The sequence below is a fragment of the Rhodospirillales bacterium genome, assembly GCA_016712595.1.
Classification (GTDB): domain Bacteria; phylum Pseudomonadota; class Alphaproteobacteria; order Rhodospirillales; family Defluviicoccaceae; genus Defluviicoccus.
The window spans coordinates 1,711,642-1,731,142 of sequence record JADJQT010000001.1; the positions used below are offsets into that span (position 1 = coordinate 1,711,642).

The window sequence follows — 19,501 nt, forward strand, 5'->3', positions numbered from 1 at the left end:
GTCTTGCGAAAGTGTCGACGACGCTCCCGTCGTCATAACGGGCGCTCTGTGCGCCCGTCGTTCGAACCGGCCGCCATGCGCCCATCGCTCAAGCTGGCTGCGCACTACCGCGCAGCCTCATCGCGGCGGCTTTATAACCCGAAGATCGTACCCGGGTCCACCCTCGCTGTGAGCACATGCAGCGTGCGCCACCTTGAACCACTCCTGTGCGGCACCGGCGGCTTCGGCCTGCACGGTGGTTTTCAGTGACTTGGTGATGTAGCGCGCATCTTCCGGATGGCGCATGCGTGCTTGCCAGGTCGGCCCTTTCGTGGCGGAACGGATGTCAATCTCGACGCCGCCGTCCCGAAGCCGCCGCACGTTTTGGCGATGGGCGACCCTGCCTGCGTTGATAACCTGTGTAGGGTTTGTAAAACCCTAACGGCTCCCAACGCATTGTAATGCGTCGGTTTTTAGGCCAACAGGCCATCTGTGTAGCGTCTGTGTAGCACAGCGCTGCCGGGCTGGCTCGGCGATTTATGCTGTGAAATCAATGAGTTAATGGTAGCGGAGGAGGGACTCGAACCCCCGACACGCGGATTATGATTCCGCTGCTCTAACCAACTGAGCTACTCCGCCGAAGGAGGCGCATCTCAACGAATACGTGCCGGCTTGTCAAGTCAAGCAAGGGGCAAGATCGCAAATCGAGGTCGAATGCGCGGGTGGAACCAGCGATCGCGAGCCAGGGTAACCCAACCGAAACCCGATGCGATGCAGGTATGAGGCGGGGCTCGTCCCGCCGAATGGGCGGCGGGCGGGGAATAAGCCTCGGGAGGCGCCGGCGCGATCGCCGGGAGGGAGTGCGATCGCTTGCGGGAAAACGACGAATAGCCGCGCCTGCCATCCCTGACGTTGGTTGCTTTCACGCTGTCGCGACGGCCTTCACACGCGGCTTTCGAGCCGCTACAAACGGCCGAGATTTCTTGTGTTCGGCGCCCGTCCGGGGAGCGCCGATCAGCACGCCCCACGCGGCTGCCGCGCACTCCCAATTTCAACGAGCGCTGCGGAAGTGACAGGAATGCTGCGGGCGCGACTGGAACGTCGCCGGCAAAAGCTGAGGGAACGAGGCGGATGAGCTCCAAAGTGACAACGGGTGACGACAAGCGCGCCAAGCCGAAGAACAGCGCGACATCGAGAGCAACGACGCCGAAGGCGCCCATTCCTTCGTCCGAGGACAAGGCCGGAGTCTTGCTGGCCCCGCCGCCGACGCCGTCCATCGCCGCTACCGAGGTGAAGGCGGCAAAGGAGGAGCCGTCGGTGCCCCCGCAGGCCGCGCCAGCCCCCGCCGTGGCTCCTGCCTCGCCCGTCGAACCCGCGGCCGCCAAGGCGCCGCAGGGGTCGGTATCCGCGGCTGAAGCGAGCCCGGTGCCGCCCATGGCCAAATCGGCGGAGCCGGCGGCGAAGGCCGCTGCGATCAGCACTGCTCCATCCTCCACGACACCATCCAAACCCGCGGAAGCTACGGTCGTGGTGCCCAAAGCCAGCAAACCGGAACCGATGGCATCGGCTCAGGCGATCGCCCCGGACGCCGTCGCGCCGGCGGTCGCGCCGACGCCCACCCGGGCCGAGGTGGTGAAGCCGGCGCTTCGCGAGCCTTCGCCGCTGCCCGCTGCTGCGAGCGTCGCAGAACCGACAGCCGCCGCGCCGACGGCCACCGTTCCGGCGAAAGACACCCCGGCGAAAGCGGTTAAGGGACCCGAACCGCGACGACCGGTTGACATCGACTTCAACCGACTGGCGCCGGCCGCCGCCGTCGACGCCGTGCTGTCCGCCGACATGCGCGATGCATTCGGTTTCCTTGGCATGCACGAGCTCGATACCGAAGGAGTGGTCCTCGTGCGGGTGTTTCTGCCGGGGGCACACGCGGTCACCGTGATCGATTCGGCATCGGGCGAGGTCGTAGCCCCGCTCGCGCGCATCCGCGAGGAGGGGCTGTTCGCTGGCGCGATCAGTGGTCCTTGGTTTGCGTACCGGCTGCGCGTGGTCGACGGTGACGGCGAGCGAGAGGTCGAAGATCCCTACCGTTTCCCGCCGGTCATCAGCGGAGCCGATGCTCAACTGCTTGCCGAAGGTGGCCTTGCGCGCAGCTACGCGGTGCTGGGCGCACACGTCTGTACAATGGAGGGCGTCGCTGGCGTGACCTTCGCGGTGTGGGCGCCGCACGCCGGACGTGTCGCCGTGATCGGTGACTTCAATGGCTGGGACGGCCGCCGGCACGGCATGCGGCTGCGTCACGAGTGCGGTGTCTGGGAGATCTTCATTCCCGGCGTTGCCGCGGGACCGTTTTATAAATTCGAGATCAAGACTGCGGCGGGCTCGCGTCTGGTCGACAAGACCGATCCTTACGCGTTCCAGGTCGAAGCCGGCTCAGGCTCGGCCGCGATCATCTACGACCTCAACGCCTACGCATGGGGCGATGCGGCATGGATGCGCGAGCGGGCGCGCTCCGCGCCGCGTGAGCGCGCGATCTCGATCTACGAGGTTCATCTCGGCTCATGGCGACGCCGGCCGGAAGAGGGGGAACGCAGCCTCACCTACGAAGAGCATGTCGTCGAGTTGATCGGTCACGTCCAGTATCTCGGCTTCACCCATATCGAGCTGATACCCGCGGACGACGCCGCCGACGAGGCTGCGCGCGCGCATCAGCCGTTCGCCTTGTTCGCGCCGACGAGCCGCTGGGGGTCCCCCGATCAGTTCCGCCTCTTCGTCGACAAGTGCCATCAGGCCGGAATCGGCGTCATCGCCAACGTGAGCGTTCATCGGTTTTCCGACGAGGCCAACGGCCTGCGGGAATTCGACGGCACCGGCCTTTATGAGCATCCCGATCCGCAGCAGCAACGCCTGCCGGGCGCGCCGGGCCTGGTCTTCGACGCCGGTCGCCGGGAAGTCGCGGGTTACCTGATCGCCAGCGCGTCGTTCTGGTTCGAGCACTATCATCTCGATGCGATCCACATGCCCGCGGTCGAACAGATGCTCTATCTCGATTACCGGCGCGGCGGCGGCCAATGGATGCCCAATCGCTTCGGTGGCAGCGAGAATCTCGAGGCCGTCGATCTGGTGCGCCGGATCAACGAGGCGGTCTACGCCGGCTACCCGGGTGCTTTCACCATCGCCGAGGTGAACGCGGATTGGCAACGGGTTTCACATCCGACGTTCGTGGGCGGTCTCGGCTTCGGCTTTCGCTGGCAATCCGAGTGGATTCAGCACGTCCTTCGCTATCTCGGCCGTTCGCCCGTCCACCGCAAGTATTACCACGACGACATCATTCAGGGCGCGACGAGCTCGTTCCAGGAAAACGAAGTTGTACCCTTATCGCACGAATCCGTAAGTGGAGGGCGGCTTCCGCTCATCGCCCATATTCCCGGCGATCGCTGGCAGCAGTTCGCCACCTTGCGCACCTGCTTCGTGCTGATGTTCACCCGCCCGGGCAAGAAGCTGATGTTCATGGGTGGGGAATTCGCCCAGCACCGCGGCTGGAATCCGCAGGTGAGTCTTGACTGGCACCTGCTGCAGGACGGGATGCATCAGGGCGTGCAGCGGCTGGTTCATGACCTCAACGCCCTTTATCGCGCGACGCCGGCGCTCTTTGAACGCGACTGCGAGCCCGATGGTTTTCAGTGGATCGATTGCAACGACAGCGACCAGAGCATCATCTCCTTCCTGCGTCAGGGAGCGGACGGCAAGGGTTTGATCGTCGTCATCTGCAATTTCACCCCGGTCGTGCGGACGAACTACCGGCTGGGTGTACCGAAGGGCGGATTTTATCGCGAGCGGCTGAACAGCGATTCGGAACTCTACGGCGGCGTCAATGTCGGCAACGAGGGCGGAGCCGAAGCGCGCGCCGAGGCCATGCACGGTCGGCCGTTTTCAATGTCGTTGCGGATCCCGCCGTTCGCTTCGGTTGTCCTCGAGCACGAAGAGGGTCTGCCGTTCGGCTGAGCGGGCGCGGATGCCGGGCGCGGTCGAGAAAAAGGTGAAGACCAGTGCGGCAGAGTGCGCGTAAAATGGCCCTTTGCGTCCGGCTTGGACCGAGCTTGCCGGGGCGGACAGATAAAGCAGCCGAAGAGCTGCGAGCAAGGCGCTTTTTAGCGCCTTGGCAGAGGCGTTGGGGAGGACTCACGCATGCACGAGCTGGCGCTGTGCCAGAGCGTTGTCGACGTTGTGCTGGAACAGGCGCGGCAGTATCGCTTTGATCGCGTTGAGACCGTGCGGCTCGAAATCGGCGCCTTATCCTGTGTCGCTCCCGACGCTCTCGATTTCTGCTTCGCCGCGGTCGCGCGCGGGACCATCGCCGATGGCGCGCGGCTCGAAATTCTCGCGGTTCCGGGTGAGGCGTGGTGTCTTGATTGCGGCATGACCGTTCCGCTCGGCGACCGCGCCGCCGCCTGTCCGCGATGCGCCGGTTATCGGCTGCAGGTCACCGGCGGCGAGGGGATGCGCATCAAAGACCTGGAGGTGGCGTGATGTGCGGGGTCTGCGGTTGCGCGGTGCGTCCGGCCGAATCCGAGGGGCATGCGTCGGCGCATGACCATGGGCACGCCCACACCCACGTGCACCACGTGCACGGGCACCAAACGGATGACCCACACACCCATTCCGTTTCGCATGCCCGGCCGGGAGGCGTGGATGACCATGGCATGCGGCTGGTCCGTGTCGAGCAGGACATCCTCGCCGCCAATGACGCGATCGCCGCGGCGAATCGGCGGGCATTCGGCGAGCGGGGGGTTGTGGCGCTGAACCTGATGTCGGCCCCGGGCTCGGGCAAGACGACCCTTTTGGTGCGAACGATCGAGGACCTGAAGGCGAGCCGTCCGATCGCCGTCATCGAGGGCGATCAGGAGACGAGTTTCGATGCCGAGCGCATCCGCGCCACCGGCGTTGCGGCCCACCAGATCAACACCGGCAAGGGGTGCCATCTCGACGCGCGCATGGTCGCCAGTGCGCTGGCGCACGTGGATTTTGCCAGTGCGCTGGCGCACGTGGATCTTGCCGGCACGCTGGCGCGAGAGGATGGGCAGGCGGGCATCGTCTTTATCGAGAACGTCGGCAATCTCGTCTGCCCTGCTGCGTTCGATCTTGGCGAGGCGAGCCGCGTGGTTCTGCTATCGGTCACCGAGGGGGACGATAAACCGCTGAAGTATGCGGGAATGTTCGCGGCGGCGGATCTGCTGCTAATCACCAAGATCGATCTGTTGCCCTTCGTGCCGTTTGATCTCGATCGCTGCTGTGGCTTTGCCCGGCGGGTCAACCCCGCGATCGAGATCATTGAGGTTTCAGCGACGCGCGGCGATGGTCTCGATCGCTGGTATGCCTGGATCGCCGGCCACTGCGTGGGGGCGCACGGTCACGCCGGCCTGTCACCGCCCGAGGCGACGGCCGTGGCGACGGCCGCGGCGAGGCAAACGGCCGTCGAATGATATCCTCTTTCGCCGCTCAGTCCTCTTTGGACCCGGTTGCGGTCATCGTAACGCTGCCGAAGGCCGTGCCGACCGTTCTCGCCGTCGGCGCGTTCTTGAAGAACACCTTGTGCCTGACCCACGGTACTAAGGCACTGATCTCACGCGACGTCGGCAACCTTGAAAGCATCGATGCGGTTCGCGGGTTTGAAGCCTGCGCCGAGGGCCTGCTGCAGGTGGCGAGTGGTTTACCGGTCGCCGTCGCCCACGATTTGCATCCGGATTTCCACAGCACGCGATGGGCCGAGGCCTTCGCCGCCGGCATGGGCATCCCGGCCGTCGCGGTTCAGCATCATCATGCCCATGTGGCTGCCGTCATGGCGGAACATGGGACGGATCAGCCGGCACTCGGCCTTGCCCTCGACGGCTTTGGGCTGGGTGCCGATCGCCAGTCTTGGGGCGGAGAGCTTCTGTGCGTCGATGCCGACGGCTATCGCCGCCTCGGCCATCTCGCGCCCCTGGCTCAGCCCGGCGGCGATAAAGCGGCGCGCGAGCCGTGGCGCATGGGGGCGGCGGCTCTTTTTGCTCTCGGACGCGCAGAGAACATCGCCCGCTACTTCGATCGGCATTCGGGAGCGGACGTGATCGCCCGGATGCTGCGCCAGAACATCAACTGCCCACCGACGACGAGTTGCGGGCGCCTGTTCGACGCCGCCTGCGGGCTGCTCAAGGTCAAGCCGGTGGCAAGCTTCGAGGGCGAGGCGCCGATGGAACTCGAGCGCCTGGCAACGCACCCGCAGGCGGATGCCGGGCTGTGGCGGCTCGAAGCGGGTGTTCTTGACCTCCGCCCGCTGCTCGAACGCCTGATCGGACTTACCGCCGTGGACGGCGCCAATCTGTTTCACGGCACCCTCGCCGACGCCATGGCAGCCTGGGTCGATTGGGCCGCGGAGCATGAAGGCATCCGCCGCGTCGCGCTTTCGGGCGGGTGTTTTCTTAATCAAGTGCTCAGCCGGCGACTGATCGATGCGCTGCGCCGACGCAATATCGTACCACTGCAGCCCATCCGTCTGCCGCCGGGGGATAGCGCCATCAGTCTTGGCCAGGCCTGGGCAGCGGCGATATCGGCCACGAAAGGGTAGAGCCGATGTGTCTTGCGGTACCGGCGCGCATCGTTGAACGGCTGTCCGAGAGCATTGCCCGCGCCGAGGTCGGCGGCATCGTCAAAGAGGTCAATCTCTGCCTGATCGACGACGTCGCGGTTGGCGATTATGTCATTGTTCATGTGGGTTTCGCGCTTTCGCGACTTGATACCGAGGAAGCGGCGGCGACGCTCGCCCTGTTTGCCGAAGCCGGCATGCTTGCTCCCGACGATGAACCGGAGCCGCCGGCGTGAGCGTTCGCTACGTCGACGAATTCCGCGAGAGCCGCCTCGCGCATGCGCTCGCTGCCGGCATCCGCTCCCTCGCCGATCCCGCCCGCACCTACCGGCTGATGGAATTCTGCGGCGGGCATACGCACGCGATCTTCCGTTACGGTGTTCCCGATCTTCTGCCGGCGAACATCCGGCTGGTCCATGGTCCAGGGTGCCCCGTCTGTGTCCTGCCGGTCGCGCGCATCGCCCACGCGCTGCAGTTGGCGAGCGCGCATGGCGTGATCTTGTGCACCTATGGCGATCTTGTGCGGGTGCCGGGGCCGCAGCGCCAGAGCCTGCTGAAGGCGAAGGCGGCGGGCGCGGACGTCCGCATCGTCTGGTCGTCGCTCGACGCACTTAAGATCGCCGACGAGAACCCGCATCGGCAGGTCGTTTTTTTTGCCATCGGTTTCGAAACGACGACGCCGCCGACGGCCGTCGTGCTGTTGCAGGCGCGCGCCCTTGGCGTGAAAAATTTCTCCGTGCACTGCAACCATGTGATGACGCCGCCGGCGATTGTAGGACTGCTGGAGCGCCCGGAGGCGCAAGCCCCGGGATCGGTGCCGATCGATGGCTTCATCGGACCCGCTCACGTCAGTGCGGTCATCGGCAGCCGGCCGTTCGAGCCGTTCGCTGAGCGCTACCGCCGGCCGGTGGTCATCGCCGGTTTTGAGCCTCTCGACGTGATGCAGGCGATCTTGATGCTCATCCGCCAGCTCAACGACGGGCGTGCGGAGGTGGAGAACGAATACGCGCGCGTCGTCAATCGTGACGGCAACACCAAGGCGCAAAGGATGATGGCCGAGGTGTTTGAGCGGCGCGCCAAATTCGAATGGCGGGGGCTGGGTGAACTCGCGGACAGCGCGCTTGGCATTCGCCCCGCGTTCGCCGATTTCGACGCAGAGCAGCGTTTCGACCTCGATGTTGTTGCTGTCGCCGATCACAAGGCCTGCGACTGCGGCGATATTCTGCGGGGCGTCAAGCGGCCGACGGACTGCCGGTTGTTCGCAACCGGGTGCACGCCGGACAATCCCTTAGGCTCGTGCATGGTCTCCTCGGAAGGGGCCTGCGCCGCATACTATGCATTCGGGCGGGCACGCGAGCGCGCCGTGGCTCCGGTTTAAGCCGTGACAATCGCCCGGCAGATCAATCGGCGGATTTCACCGCGACCGCTCGACCTCGAGCGCGGACGCATCGATCTCAGCCACGGCGCCGGCGGCCGGGCGATGGCACAGCTCATCGAGGAGTTGTTCGAGGCGCACTTCGACAATCCGCTGCTTGCCCGGCACAACGATCAGGCCTGCTTTGAGGTCGGCGCCGGGCGGATGGTGATAACCACCGACGGCTTCGTCATCTCGCCGTTGTTCTTTCCCGGCGGCGACATCGGCTCGCTCGCGGTGCATGGGACGATCAACGACGTCGCCATGGCCGGCGCCCGGCCGCTCTATCTCGCCTGCGGCATGATCCTCGAGGAGGGATTCCCGCTGGCTGACCTGCGGGCGATCGTGGCATCGATGGCAGGCGCGGCGAAGTCGGCGGGGGTGCCGATCGTCACCGGCGATACCAAGGTGGTCGAGCGTGGCAAGGGGGACGGCGTTTTCATCACCACTACTGGCGTCGGCGTCGTGCCTGCGGGCGTCGATATCGCCAGCGATCGAGCTCAGCCCGGGGACGCGGTGCTGATCAACGGCAGTATCGGCGATCATGGCACGGCGGTGCTGTCGAAACGGGAAAACCTGTCGTTCGAAACCGAGATTCTGTCCGACTCGGCGGCACTCCACGGTCTGGTTGCGGCGATGCTCGCGGCGGCGCCGGGGATTCACGCCATGCGCGATCCCACCCGAGGCGGCCTCGCCGCGCTGCTCAATGAGATCGCGCGGGAATCTCGCGTCGGCATTATGATCGATGAAGGCGCGATTCCGATCGCGGTCGCCGTGCGTGGCGCCTGCGAGTTGCTCGGCCTCGATCCGCTTTACGTCGCCAACGAGGGCAAGCTCGTAGCCTTCTGCGCCGCGGCCGAGGCCGTCCGCCTGCTGGAGGCGATGCGCGCGCATCCGCTCGGCCGCAGGGCGTCGATCATCGGTAAGGTCGTCGATGATGCTGACGGCTATGTGCAGATGCGCACAAGCTTCGGCGGCACCCGGATCGTTGACTGGCTCGCTGGCGAACAGCTTCCGCGCATATGCTGACGGGTAAGCGGCGTTGGTTATGTGCGCAATCCTCTCACGTGCAGAGAGCTCTTCAGCCGACGCGCAAAACTGCCTACGATCCCCGGTCTTGAAGATTCCATAGGAGCATGGCTATGCGGCTGGAAGTGATTTCGCGCAAACCCAAGGGCCGCGCGCGGCCGGTGCCGCTGGTGTTCGTGCACGGTGCCTACAGTGCCGCATGGATCTGGGATGAGCATTTCCTGCCGTATTTCTCCGACCGAGGCTGGGAGGCACACGCGGTGAGCCTGCGTGGCCACGGCGGCAGTGAAGGCGCCGCGGACGTCCTGTTTGCCCGGCTGCGCGACTATGTCGCCGACGTTGAGGAGGTCGTCTCCGGTTTGTCGGTACCGCCCGTGCTGATCGGCCACTCGCTCGGCGGCATGGTGGTTCAGAAGTGCCTGCACCGCATGTCTTTTCCCGCGGCGGTGCTGATGGCCTCGGCGCCGCCGCACGGCGTGGTCAGCATGGTGTACGGCATGGCGTTCACCAACCCCGCCCTTCTCGGCGAGCTGACGTGGTGCCAAGTCATGGGCGAATACGCTGGCGACGGCAATGCGATTCGCCATGCACTTTTTTCCGACGATACCCCGGACGACGTCGTCCGCCGCTATCTGCCTCGTTTCCAGCCGGAATCGGTTTTAGTCAACCTCGACCTTCTCGGACTCGACCTGCCTCCGTCGACGCCCATGCTCGACGTGCCCGTGCTGGTGATGGGAGTTGAGAACGATCAGTTCATTTATCGTGGGGCTCTCGATGCGACCGCCTCAACCTATCGGACGAAGGCCGAGGTGTTCAGCGGTATGGCGCACGCGATGATGCTTGAGCCGCAATGGGAACGGCCGGCGGCGCGAATTGCCGAATGGCTCGACGCGATGATCGGCGCATCCGCAACCGGCTTGCGGATGCGCGCGTAGCCGGGCAGACACGGAGATCGGAGCGGCACGGGATTGGCCCGCGCTTCGCCCCGATCGGTCCGCGTTCAGGCCGTTTCGTAGAGAAACTGCTGAGCTTCGGCGTTGGTCTCGAACACGTGCGGGGCGACGTCGCGTTTTGCCAGCGCCTCTCCCAGCTTGGCGCGCATGAAGGCGCTGGTCGTATAGCGCGTAACCACGATGTAGTAGTTCTTTTCCAGGTATCGGACCATCTTGGCATAGGTGTCGAGCACGCTGTCGTCGATGCGGAATGAATCGTAGTTAACGACGACGTTGACGATGCGCCCGATCCGTTTGCATTGCTTTTCGACCACATCTTGGATCGCGACGACGTCCTGTTCGTTCCGCACTCGCATGCCTTCGAAATTGAGAAACAGGGTGTTGCGCTCACCATCGTACGTGATCCGGCTCGGCAGATCGCGCAGCCCGATGAAGTCGCGCTCGAGACCCATCGGCTCGTCGCAGAAGATGCGCAGGTCCATCGGCTCGATCTCGCCGATCAACGGCTTGAAATCCATGTGGGCAAGGATATCGCGATCGATATCGATTCCGGGGGCGACTTCCGTCAAGGCAAGGCCATCGGGCGTGAGGCGGAAGACGCAGCGCTCAGTCACGTAAAGCACCGGCTGTCCGATCTGCTTGGCATAGGCGCCGCTGAAGGTGACCTGTCCAACCTGCTTGACGAATTTGCGTGCACGGCCTTCCTGAAGGATACGCAATGATTTGTCTTCGACGACGATGTTCAGCCCGCCGGCGGTGAAGGTGCCGGCGAAGACGATCTTGCGCGCGTTCTGCGAAATGTTGATGAAGCCGCCTGCTCCGGCGAGTTTGGGACCGAAACGGCTGACGTTGAGGTTGCCCTCCTCGTCGCACTCGGCAAGGCCGAGGCAGGCCATGTCGAGACCGCCACCGTCATAGAAGTCGAATTGCTGATTCTGATCGATGATCGCATCGGCATTGACTCCAGCTCCGAAATTGAGGCCCGCTTGTGGAACCCCGCCGATGCCCCCGGGCTCCGTGGTCAATGTGACGAACTGCAGGATCTTTTCCTCATTCGCGACCGCGGCGAGGCCCTCGGGCATGCCGATGCCGAGGTTGACGACGCCACCCGCCGGCAACTCAAAGACGCTGCGCCGGGCGATGACCTTGCGCTCATCGAGCGGCATCGGGGCGAGCGAGCCGAGCGGGACGCGAATTTCCGAAGCGAAGGCCGGATCGTAGTAGGTTCCGTAGGTCTGGGCGTGGAATTCCGGACGGGCGACGACGACACAATCGACGAGAATGCCGGGAATCTTGACGTTCCTGGGGTTGAGTGAGCCGACTTCGGCGATGCGCTCGACCTGCACGATAACAAGGCCACCGGAATTCTTCGCCGCCATCGCCATGGCGAGGTTATCCAGGCTCAGGGCTTCGCGTTCCATGGTCACATTGCCGTTGGCGTCGGCGGTGGTGCCACGGCAGAACGCGACGTTGACGGGAAACGCCTTGTACAAAAGCCACTCCTCGCCGCGCAGGGTGATCAGCTCGACAAGATCTTCTTCGGAAATCTCGTTGATCTTCCCTCCGTCACGGCGCGGATCGACGAACGTGCTGAGGCCGACCTTGGTGACGACCCCGGGCGCCTTGGCCGCGATCGCCCGGTAAAGATGCGAGATGACACCCTGCGGCAGATTGTAGCCCTCGATCCGGTTGCTCAGTGCCAGTTTGGCGACTTTTGGAATCAGCCCCCAGTGCCCACCGATGACCCGCTTGAGCAGTCCGTCGTGGCCGAGGCGGTTCAAGCCTCGTTCCGCGCCGTCGCCCTGGCCGGCGGCAAACATCAGTGTCAGGTTTCGCGGAGCGCCGGAGTCGAGAAACCGTCGCTCCAGCGCGACGAGCAAGTCTTCTGGCGCTCCGCTGCCGATAAAACCGGTATTGACGAGGGTATCGCCATCTTGGATCAGCGCGATCGCCTCGTCCGCCGATACAACCTTATGTTTCACGTGTTGCCTCCCGCCGCTTGTCCGTGCCGCGCGCGCGGCCGTTATCTTCGTCTCGCTGGACTTTAGCTGCAGATCACCAGGAAACGGAAGCCATTCATATTCATTGCCGCATTGCAGCATTCAATTACTGCAGCAGCATTTCCTCTCAAGGAACAATTTATTTAATTAAATTATATGACCAGACAAAACCCAGAATATGCGTATATATCTAAATATATGTATTTATCGGTTTTGTATATAATTCTCATTATAAAATAATAATGATAAAAAGCTATCTTAAATATATTGCTTAATTAAACCGTATAGTGCGTATATGTATTTATATTTATTATTTATATTTTGGAATATGGCCGGTTTACCTGAAATCTGATGAAAGGGTAGCTTGGAGTGGCGCTGCTTCATCCTTTCGGCCACGCGGCACCGGCTTTGCTGAGGTGACGGGTCCTTGTGCTCCGTCCGGCGCGCTCACATCTCAGCACAGGGGTTTCATGACCGGTATCGAGCCGACAATGGCGCGCGTCACGCGGTCTTAGCTTGATTTTTCGCTGTCGATCGGCAGTCTTCCAGCGGATCGGGCGCCACAAGAGCATGAGGGCGAAGGAACTATGGTCGAAGCGATGCGAGCCCCCTGCCAAATGGTCTCTCGTCGGCTAGCGATCGGCATGCTCGTCGGCGTGATGATGAGCGTCTTCGTTGTGCCGACATCGCGCGCCGCGGAAACCGACACTGACGCCAAGGTATTTATCGATGGGTTGGCAGGCGAGGCCATTTCAGCGCTGACGGCGCGCGATATTTCGCGCGAGGAGCGAGAGGAACGGGCGCGGACGCTGCTGAACGAAAATTTCGCCGTGCCGACGATCGGCCAGTTCGTACTCGGCCGGTACTGGCGCGTCGCCACGCCGGAGGAGCGGGAAGAATATCTGCGCCTGTTCGAACAACTCATCGTCGTGACCTACGTCGACCGCTTCAGCCGCTATTCGGGCGAGAAACTGACGGTCCGGCGCAGCGTGACCGACGCCGAGAGTGGTGACGTGATCGTCTATTCGGAGATTACTCGGCCGGCCGCCGCCCCGATTGAAGTCGGCTGGCGCGTGCGCAGCCAGAACGGTGTGCGCAAGATCGTCGATGTCTATGTCGAAGGGGTCAGCATGGGGCTGACCCAGCGCTCGGATTTTAACTCCGTTATTCGCAACGGCGGCGGCGCGGTGAGCGTCCTGATCGACGAAATGCGCCGCCGCGTGCGGCAGGATTCGTAACCCGGCGCGGGCTCGCCTCAATGAATCATAATGCAGGGGGGGCAGTCGAGGCCCCGTCCGGAAAGGACGCGGCCTACGAGAACTTTCCCGTCGGCTCGTTTCTGCTTCCGGCGGCGCTCAGGCCGCACGTCGCCGTATTTTATGCCTATGCGCGGGCCATCGATGATATCGCCGACAGCGCCGACCTCCCTGCCGAGGAGAAGATCGCCAGGCTTGACGCTTTCGCGCGAGTCATCGGCGGTGAGGCGCCGGCCTCGGACGGCTTCGAGAAGGCGCAGGCAATTCGCCGGACGTTGGTGGCCACGGGCATCTCGCCGCAGCACTGCCTCGATCTGATCTCGGCGTTTAAGCACGACGCGGTCAAGGGCCGCTACGCCGACTGGCCGGATCTGATCGATTATTGCGACCGGTCGGCGGCACCCGTCGGCCGTTTTCTCATCGATCTGCACGGCGGCTCGCGCAGCGGCTATGGTGCCGCGGACGCGCTGTGCAATGCGCTGCAGGTGATCAACCATCTTCAGGATTGTCAGGACGATTATCGCACATTGAATCGGGTCTATCTGCCGGGAGACTGGGTGGAACGGGAACAGGCGCGCATCGATGATCTCGACCGCCAGGCGAGCACGCCAGCGCTGCGTCGCGTGATCGACCGTTGTCTCGACGGCATCGAGGCGTTGCTGACGGATGCCGGGGCCTTGCCGGCGGGGTTGCGCAGCCGCCGCCTGGCGATGGAATCGGCGGCGATCCTCGGTATCGCTAAGTCCTTGACAAGGCGGCTCCGTCACCAGGATCCTCTGGCACGCAGGGTTCAACTCGGCAAAACCGAGTTTCTGTTCTCCTGTGTCCGCGGTGTCGTTGTTCAGTTTCTGTGATCCCATGCTCAGTATCGTATTCCTGGTTCTCATCGTTTTTTGTGTTTGCGGCTGGCTGTTTCTTTGCTATGGCCGCGGCGGTTTCTGGCGGGCCAACCAAAGGCTGCCAAAATCTCTCCCGGATGCACCCATGTGGGGCGATGTTGTCGCGGTGATTCCGGCGCGGAATGAAGCCGAGTGTATCGGGCGTACGGTTGCCTCCCTGCTGGCGCAGGACTATCCCGGAACGTTGCGCGTGGTCGTCGTCGACGACGGATCGTCCGACGGCACCGCTGAGGCGGCGCTCGCCGCCGCCCGCGGTAGCGAGCGGCTGTCGATCCTTGCCGGTGAGCCGCTCCCGGCTGGGTGGACCGGCAAACTGTGGGCGGTTCAGCAGGGCGTGACCTGGGTCACCCGGCAGTTTCCGGATTCGGCGTTCCTGCTGCTCACCGACGCCGACATCGAACATGACTCGACCAACGTCCGGCGGCTCGTCGCCAAGGCCGAGCGCGGGCGGTATCAGCTCGTCTCGCTGATGGTTCAACTGCGCTGCCATACATTTTGGGAGCGGCTTCTCGTCCCGCCGTTCATTTTCTTTTTTCAAAAGCTCTATCCGTTTGCCTGGGTGAACGATCCGCGTCGCCCAGAAGCCGCGGCGGCGGGCGGATGCATGCTGGTGCGCGCGCCCGCGCTCGCCGCGGCCGGCGGCATTGCCGCAATTCGCGGCCGGCTGATCGACGACTGCGCGCTGGCGGCGCTGCTCAAGGAACAAGGCGCGATCTGGCTCGGTCTAAGCCACGAGACGCGCAGTTTGCGTCCATACGACCGTCTGGCCGAGTTCTGGGCGATGGTCGCGCGGTCGGCCTATACGCAGCTTGGCTACTCGCGGCGCCTGCTGCTCGCGACCGTTTGCGTTATGACCGTGCAGTACCTCACGCCGCCCGCCGCGATCGTCTACGGCGTGATCGTCGCCAACCTATGGATTGCGATTCTCGGCGTGCTTGCCTGGTCGGTGATGGTCGCTATGTTCACGCCGACATTGATGCTCTATCGAATGCCGACGGCTTGGGGGCTGGCGTTGCCGCTGGCGGCGTTGCTCTATGTGCTGATGACGATCGACTCGGCACGGCTGACATGGCAGGGACGCGGCGGCTTGTGGAAGGGGCGCAGTTTTTCCGCCCGCGCAGATTCTGATCTGAGCTCGGCGTGACACACGGTCCGACGATCAGCGGAGCGTCGGTGAGCGCCGATTCGGTCCCGGCGCAGGCCTACGTTGAGCAGGTGGTGCGTGCCTCCGGGACCTCGTTCTATTGGGCGATGCGCTTCCTGCCACCGGAAAAACGGGCGGCGATGTTAGCCGTCTATGCGTTCTGCCGCGAGGTCGATGACGTCGCTGACGAGCCGGGAGACGTGGACGCGAAGCGGCGCGCGCTGGCCGAATGGCGCGAAGAGATCGAGGCGCTGTTTCGCGGCGCACCCCGCCAGCCGGTGACAGCGGCACTGTCGCCCGCAGTTTCCGGCTTTGCGCTACGCAAGGCGGATTTCCTTGCGATCATTGACGGCATGGAAATGGATGCCGCCGAACGCATCCGTATCGCCGATCTCGATGAGCTGAGGCTTTACTGTGACCGCGTCGCCTGCGCGGTCGGTCGGCTCTCGGTCCGCATCTTCGGCGTCGGTGATCCGTTGGGCGACCAACTGGCGACGACGCTCGGCCACGCGCTGCAACTCACCAATATCCTGCGGGATGTCAAGGAGGACGCCAGCCGAGACCGGCTCTACCTGCCCCACGATCTGCTGACGAAGCGCGGGATCGATGCCGGTCCGGACGTGCTGGCGATACTGCACAACTCCGGGGTCGCGTCCGTTTGCGCCGATCTTGCCGGCATGGCGGTCAAGCACTTCGACGAAGCCGCAGCCTGCATCGATCGCTGTGAGCGTCGGCAGGTTCGTCCGGCCACGGTCATGATGCATGTCTACCAGCGGACGCTGAGCCGCCTCATTCATCGGGGCTGGCGGCGATGGGCCGAGCCAGTATCGCTATCCTCGGCCGAAAAGCTCTGGATCGCGCTGCGTTACGGGATGATCTGAATGTCCGGCCAGATTCACGTCGTAGGCGCGGGCCTCTCTGGCCTCGCGGCGGCGGTCGATCTCGCGGCATCGGGTCGGCGGGTTGTCGTCTACGAGCACGCCGGACACGCCGGCGGTCGCTGCCGCTCGTTTGTCGATGACACCCTCGCGCGGACGATCGATAACGGCAATCACCTGGTATTGAGCGGCAACACCTCGCTTCACGCGTATTTGCGGACGATCGGCGCCGTCGACGGCTTGACCGGCCCGCCGACGGCGCGATTTCCCTTCCTCGATCTTGCCACCGGCGAGCGCTGGGACGTCCGTCCCGGTGCCGGACGCATTCCGTGGTGGGTTTTGTCGCCGTCGCGACGAATTCCGGGCACGCGCCTTGGCGAGTACCTCGCAACATGGCGGCTTGCCTGCGCCGGCGCGAACGCCACCGTTGCCGAGAGCGTCGGGGGGAACGGCACTTTGTATCGCCGGTTCTGGGAGCCGCTGGCGGTGGCCGTGCTTAACACCGCGGCGGAGGAGGGGGCGGCGCGACTGCTCTGGCCAGTGCTGCGTGAAACGTTTGGCCGCGGCGAGGCCGCCTGCCGGCCGCGCATCGCCGAGCGCGGGCTAAGCAGCTGCTTCGTCGATCCGGCTTTGACGTTTCTGCGCCGACGCGGGGTGGACGTGCGCCTGCACGCGCGCTTGCGCAGCCTGGAGAGCGCCGACGGCGAGGTGCGTCGCCTGTGCTTCGCGTCGGTGGGCGCGGTCGACATCGGCCCGGACGATGCCGTGGTGCTGGCCGTTCCGCCCAACGCCGCGGCAACGGTGCTGCCGGGGCTGACGACGCCGATGGCGAGCCGGGCGATCGTCAATGCCCATTTCTTGCTTCCACGACCATTCACTCGGGCGGTTTTCCTCGGGCTCGTCGGCGGTGTCTCCCACTGGATCTTCGTGCGCGACGACGTGGCATCGGTCACCGTCAGTGCCGCCGAGGATCTCGCCGGAAGGGCCAACGATGAGATTGTTGCGCGCGTGTGGCCAGAGGTGACGAGAGCACTCAATCTGGGAGATGTGCCGCTTTCGACCTGGAAGATCATCAAGGAAAAGCGCGCCACGTTTGCGCAGACACCGGCGGAGGTCCTCCGCCGGCCGCCAAGCCGCACGGGCCTGCGCAACCTTCGATTGGCCGGCGATTGGACCGATACCGGTTTGCCGGCGACGATCGAGGGGAGCGTGCGTTCTGGTCACACTGCGGCAGAGAGTCTCGCGCAATTAGCGACATTATCTTGACAGTCGTATGCGATTCGAAGCAACAGATGGTCAAACTGTGGCATTGGAGTGACAGTGGACGGAAGCACCGATCATTACCGGAAGAACGTCGCGGGTGGGACAGAACCGATGCGCAAGACGCGGGCGAGCACTGCCAACGAAAGCTCCGATCCGGGGCGGCTGGATGACGGTCTCGATCTGGCGATTTCCGAGGCGGCGGCGTGGCTGACGAACCGGCAACACGGTGATGGTCATTGGGTCTTCGAACTGGAAGCTGACGCGACCATTCCGTCCGAGTACATCCTGGCCAATCACTTTATGGACGAAATCAACGATCCAATCGAACGCAGGATCGCGCAGTACCTGCGCCGGACCCAGGGACGGCATGGCGGCTGGTCATTATATCACGACGGCGACTTCGACCTGAGCGCGTCGGTCAAGGCGTACTTCGCGCTGAAAATGGTCGGCGATGATCAGGACCTGCCACACATGCGGCGGGCGTGCGCGGCAATCCTCGAACATGGCGGGGCAGCGCGGGCCAACGTCTTCACCCGCATCCTGCTTGCCCTGTTTGGACAGGTTCCCTGGCGCGCCGCGCCGTGGATACGCCCGGAAGCCATGCTCATGCCGGCATGGGCGCCATTTCATATCGACAAGGTCTCCTACTGGTCGCGCACGGTGATGGTACCGCTGTTCATCCTGGCGGCGCTGAAACCACGCGCACGCAATCCACGCGGAGTGGACATTCGCGAGCTGTTCGTCACTCCACCCGAACTCGAACGCCGGTATATGCGCAATCCCACCGGTGAGCGCATCGGTGATGTGTTCCTCGCGCTTGATCACGTTGGGCGGATTGTCGAGCCGCTGTTTCCCCGCTCGATGCAGCGCCGCTCGATTGACAAGGCCGCCGCTTTCATCAAGGAACGCCTGAACGGCGAGGACGGCCTTGGCGGGATTTTCCCGGCGATGGCCTATTCGTACATGGCCTTTGACGCGCTGGAATATCCGCGTGACCATCCGGACATGCAGACGATTCGCTCGGCGATGGACAAGCTCCTGGTCCTGCGCGAGGACGAAGCCTACGTCCAGCCGTGCCTTTCGCCGATCTGGGACACCGGCCTCGCGCTGCACGCGCTGCTCGAGAGTGGCGTTCCGGGGGACGAGGCGGTGGTGGCGTCCGGCTGCGATTGGCTGGTCGAACGCCAGGTGCTCGACGTCTACGGCGACTGGACGGCCAACCGGCCAAATCTGCGGCCCGGCGGATGGGCTTTCCAGTATCGCAACGACCACTATCCGGATGTGGACGACACGGCGGTTATCGCCATGGCCCTGCATCGGGCGGGTGCGTCCACCTACGACGGCGCGGTAGCTCGCGCCTGCGAGTGGGTGATCGGCATGCAGAGCCGCAGCGGCGGCTGGGGTGCCTTTGATGCCGACAACGAACACTATGAGCTCAACAGCATTCCGTTCGCCGACCACGGCGCCCTGCTCGATCCACCGACCGCCGACGTGACCGCGCGCTGCCTCGGCATGCTGATACAGGTCGGTCACGGCAGGGACCACCCATCGGTGGCACGGGCGCTGGACTACCTCAAGGGGCAGCAGGAGGCGGATGGCTCATGGTTCGGCCGGTGGGGAACGAACTACGTCTACGGCACATGGTCGGTTCTCTGTGCGCTCAATGCCGTCGGCGAGGACATGCAGGCCCCTTATATCCGGCGAGCCGTGGGTTTCATCAAGTCGCGCCAGCGCGAGGACGGCGGCTGGGGTGAGGATTGCGCCAGCTACTGGCCGGAGCGGCGTCATGAGGTCAAGACGAGCACTCCCTCGCAAACCTCCTGGGCGCTGCTCGCGCTGATGGCGGCGGGGGATGTCGAGTGCCCCGAGGTGCGCCGCGGCGTCGCGTACCTGTTGGCGGCGCCGCGTGAAGGCGGACAGTGGCACGAGGAATATTACAACGCCGTCGGTTTCCCGCGCGTTTTCTACCTCCGCTACTACGGGTACAGCGCCTATTTCCCGCTGTGGGCGCTTGCCCGATATCGCAATTTGAAGCGAAGCAACACCAAGACGACCAGCTTCGGCATTTGA

Annotated in this window: 16 protein-coding genes and 1 tRNA gene; 14 read left to right on the forward strand and 3 right to left on the reverse strand. The window is 64.1% G+C overall.

What is annotated here, in order from left to right:
- Positions 1–117: 117 nt before the first annotated feature.
- Positions 118–285: a hypothetical protein gene (locus IPK66_07740; protein MBK8175146.1), complete on the reverse strand. Its 168-nt coding sequence runs from the start codon at positions 283–285 to the stop codon at positions 118–120.
- A 256-nt stretch (positions 286–541) separates the two neighbouring features.
- Positions 542–618, reverse strand: a tRNA-Met gene (locus IPK66_07745).
- A gap of 1,197 nt (positions 619–1,815) precedes the next feature.
- On the opposite strand from IPK66_07745, the gene glgB reads away from it, so the two are divergent.
- From glgB to IPK66_07785, 8 genes are all read left to right on the forward strand, one after another.
- Positions 1,816–3,978 carry a 1,4-alpha-glucan branching protein GlgB gene (glgB, locus tag IPK66_07750; GenBank protein ID MBK8175147.1) on the forward strand — a complete coding sequence of 721 codons (2,163 nt, stop codon included), beginning with the start codon at positions 1,816–1,818 and terminating at the stop codon, positions 3,976–3,978.
- 183 nt (positions 3,979–4,161) lie between these two features.
- The gene (gene hypA, locus IPK66_07755; GenBank protein MBK8175148.1) at positions 4,162–4,503 is read left to right on the forward strand and encodes a hydrogenase maturation nickel metallochaperone HypA; all 342 of its coding nucleotides are present in this window, start codon (positions 4,162–4,164) and stop codon (positions 4,501–4,503) included.
- Positions 4,503–5,456, forward strand: a complete 954-nt coding sequence (gene hypB, locus IPK66_07760) for a hydrogenase nickel incorporation protein HypB (GenBank protein MBK8175149.1) — start codon at positions 4,503–4,505, stop codon at positions 5,454–5,456. Before hypA ends, hypB begins: the two co-directional genes overlap by 1 nt.
- Positions 5,453–6,577 carry a carbamoyltransferase HypF gene (locus tag IPK66_07765; GenBank protein ID MBK8175150.1) on the forward strand — a complete coding sequence of 375 codons (1,125 nt, stop codon included), beginning with the start codon at positions 5,453–5,455 and terminating at the stop codon, positions 6,575–6,577. Before hypB ends, IPK66_07765 begins: the two co-directional genes overlap by 4 nt.
- 5 nt (positions 6,578–6,582) lie before the next feature.
- Complete coding sequence (locus IPK66_07770) at positions 6,583–6,831, forward strand: HypC/HybG/HupF family hydrogenase formation chaperone (protein ID MBK8175151.1); 249 nt, start codon at positions 6,583–6,585, stop codon at positions 6,829–6,831.
- Positions 6,828–7,973: a hydrogenase formation protein HypD gene (gene hypD, locus IPK66_07775; GenBank protein ID MBK8175152.1), complete on the forward strand. Its 1,146-nt coding sequence runs from the start codon at positions 6,828–6,830 to the stop codon at positions 7,971–7,973. The genes IPK66_07770 and hypD overlap by 4 nt, the downstream gene beginning before the upstream one ends.
- A 21-nt stretch (positions 7,974–7,994) precedes the next feature.
- Positions 7,995–9,038 carry a hydrogenase expression/formation protein HypE gene (gene hypE / locus IPK66_07780; GenBank protein MBK8175153.1) on the forward strand — a complete coding sequence of 348 codons (1,044 nt, stop codon included), beginning with the start codon at positions 7,995–7,997 and terminating at the stop codon, positions 9,036–9,038.
- A gap of 113 nt (positions 9,039–9,151) precedes the next feature.
- The gene (locus tag IPK66_07785) at positions 9,152–9,973 is read left to right on the forward strand and encodes an alpha/beta hydrolase (GenBank protein MBK8175154.1); all 822 of its coding nucleotides are present in this window, start codon (positions 9,152–9,154) and stop codon (positions 9,971–9,973) included.
- 65 nt (positions 9,974–10,038) lie between these two features.
- On the opposite strand, the gene IPK66_07790 is transcribed toward IPK66_07785, so the two are convergent.
- Positions 10,039–12,093 (reverse strand): acyl CoA:acetate/3-ketoacid CoA transferase, encoded by a 2,055-nt coding sequence (locus IPK66_07790; GenBank protein ID MBK8175155.1) that lies wholly within the window; start codon positions 12,091–12,093, stop codon positions 10,039–10,041.
- Between the two features lie 515 nt (positions 12,094–12,608).
- Between IPK66_07790 and IPK66_07795 the strand changes: the two genes are divergently transcribed.
- From IPK66_07795 to shc, 6 genes are all read left to right on the forward strand, one after another.
- A complete protein-coding gene (locus tag IPK66_07795) occupies positions 12,609–13,229 on the forward strand; it encodes an ABC transporter substrate-binding protein (GenBank protein ID MBK8175156.1) in 621 nt (206 codons plus the stop codon).
- A gap of 20 nt (positions 13,230–13,249) precedes the next feature.
- Entirely contained in the window at positions 13,250–14,101 is an 852-nt protein-coding gene (gene hpnC / locus IPK66_07800) for a squalene synthase HpnC (GenBank protein MBK8175157.1), read from the forward strand.
- A gap of 4 nt (positions 14,102–14,105) precedes the next feature.
- Positions 14,106–15,290, forward strand: a complete 1,185-nt coding sequence (locus IPK66_07805; GenBank protein MBK8175158.1) for a glycosyltransferase — start codon at positions 14,106–14,108, stop codon at positions 15,288–15,290.
- Between the two features lie 29 nt (positions 15,291–15,319).
- Entirely contained in the window at positions 15,320–16,171 is an 852-nt protein-coding gene (gene hpnD / locus IPK66_07810) for a presqualene diphosphate synthase HpnD (protein MBK8175159.1), read from the forward strand.
- Positions 16,172–17,434: an FAD-dependent oxidoreductase gene (locus tag IPK66_07815; GenBank protein MBK8175160.1), complete on the forward strand. Its 1,263-nt coding sequence runs from the start codon at positions 16,172–16,174 to the stop codon at positions 17,432–17,434.
- Between the two features lie 108 nt (positions 17,435–17,542).
- Positions 17,543–19,501 (forward strand): squalene--hopene cyclase, encoded by a 1,959-nt coding sequence (gene shc, locus IPK66_07820; protein MBK8175161.1) that lies wholly within the window; start codon positions 17,543–17,545, stop codon positions 19,499–19,501.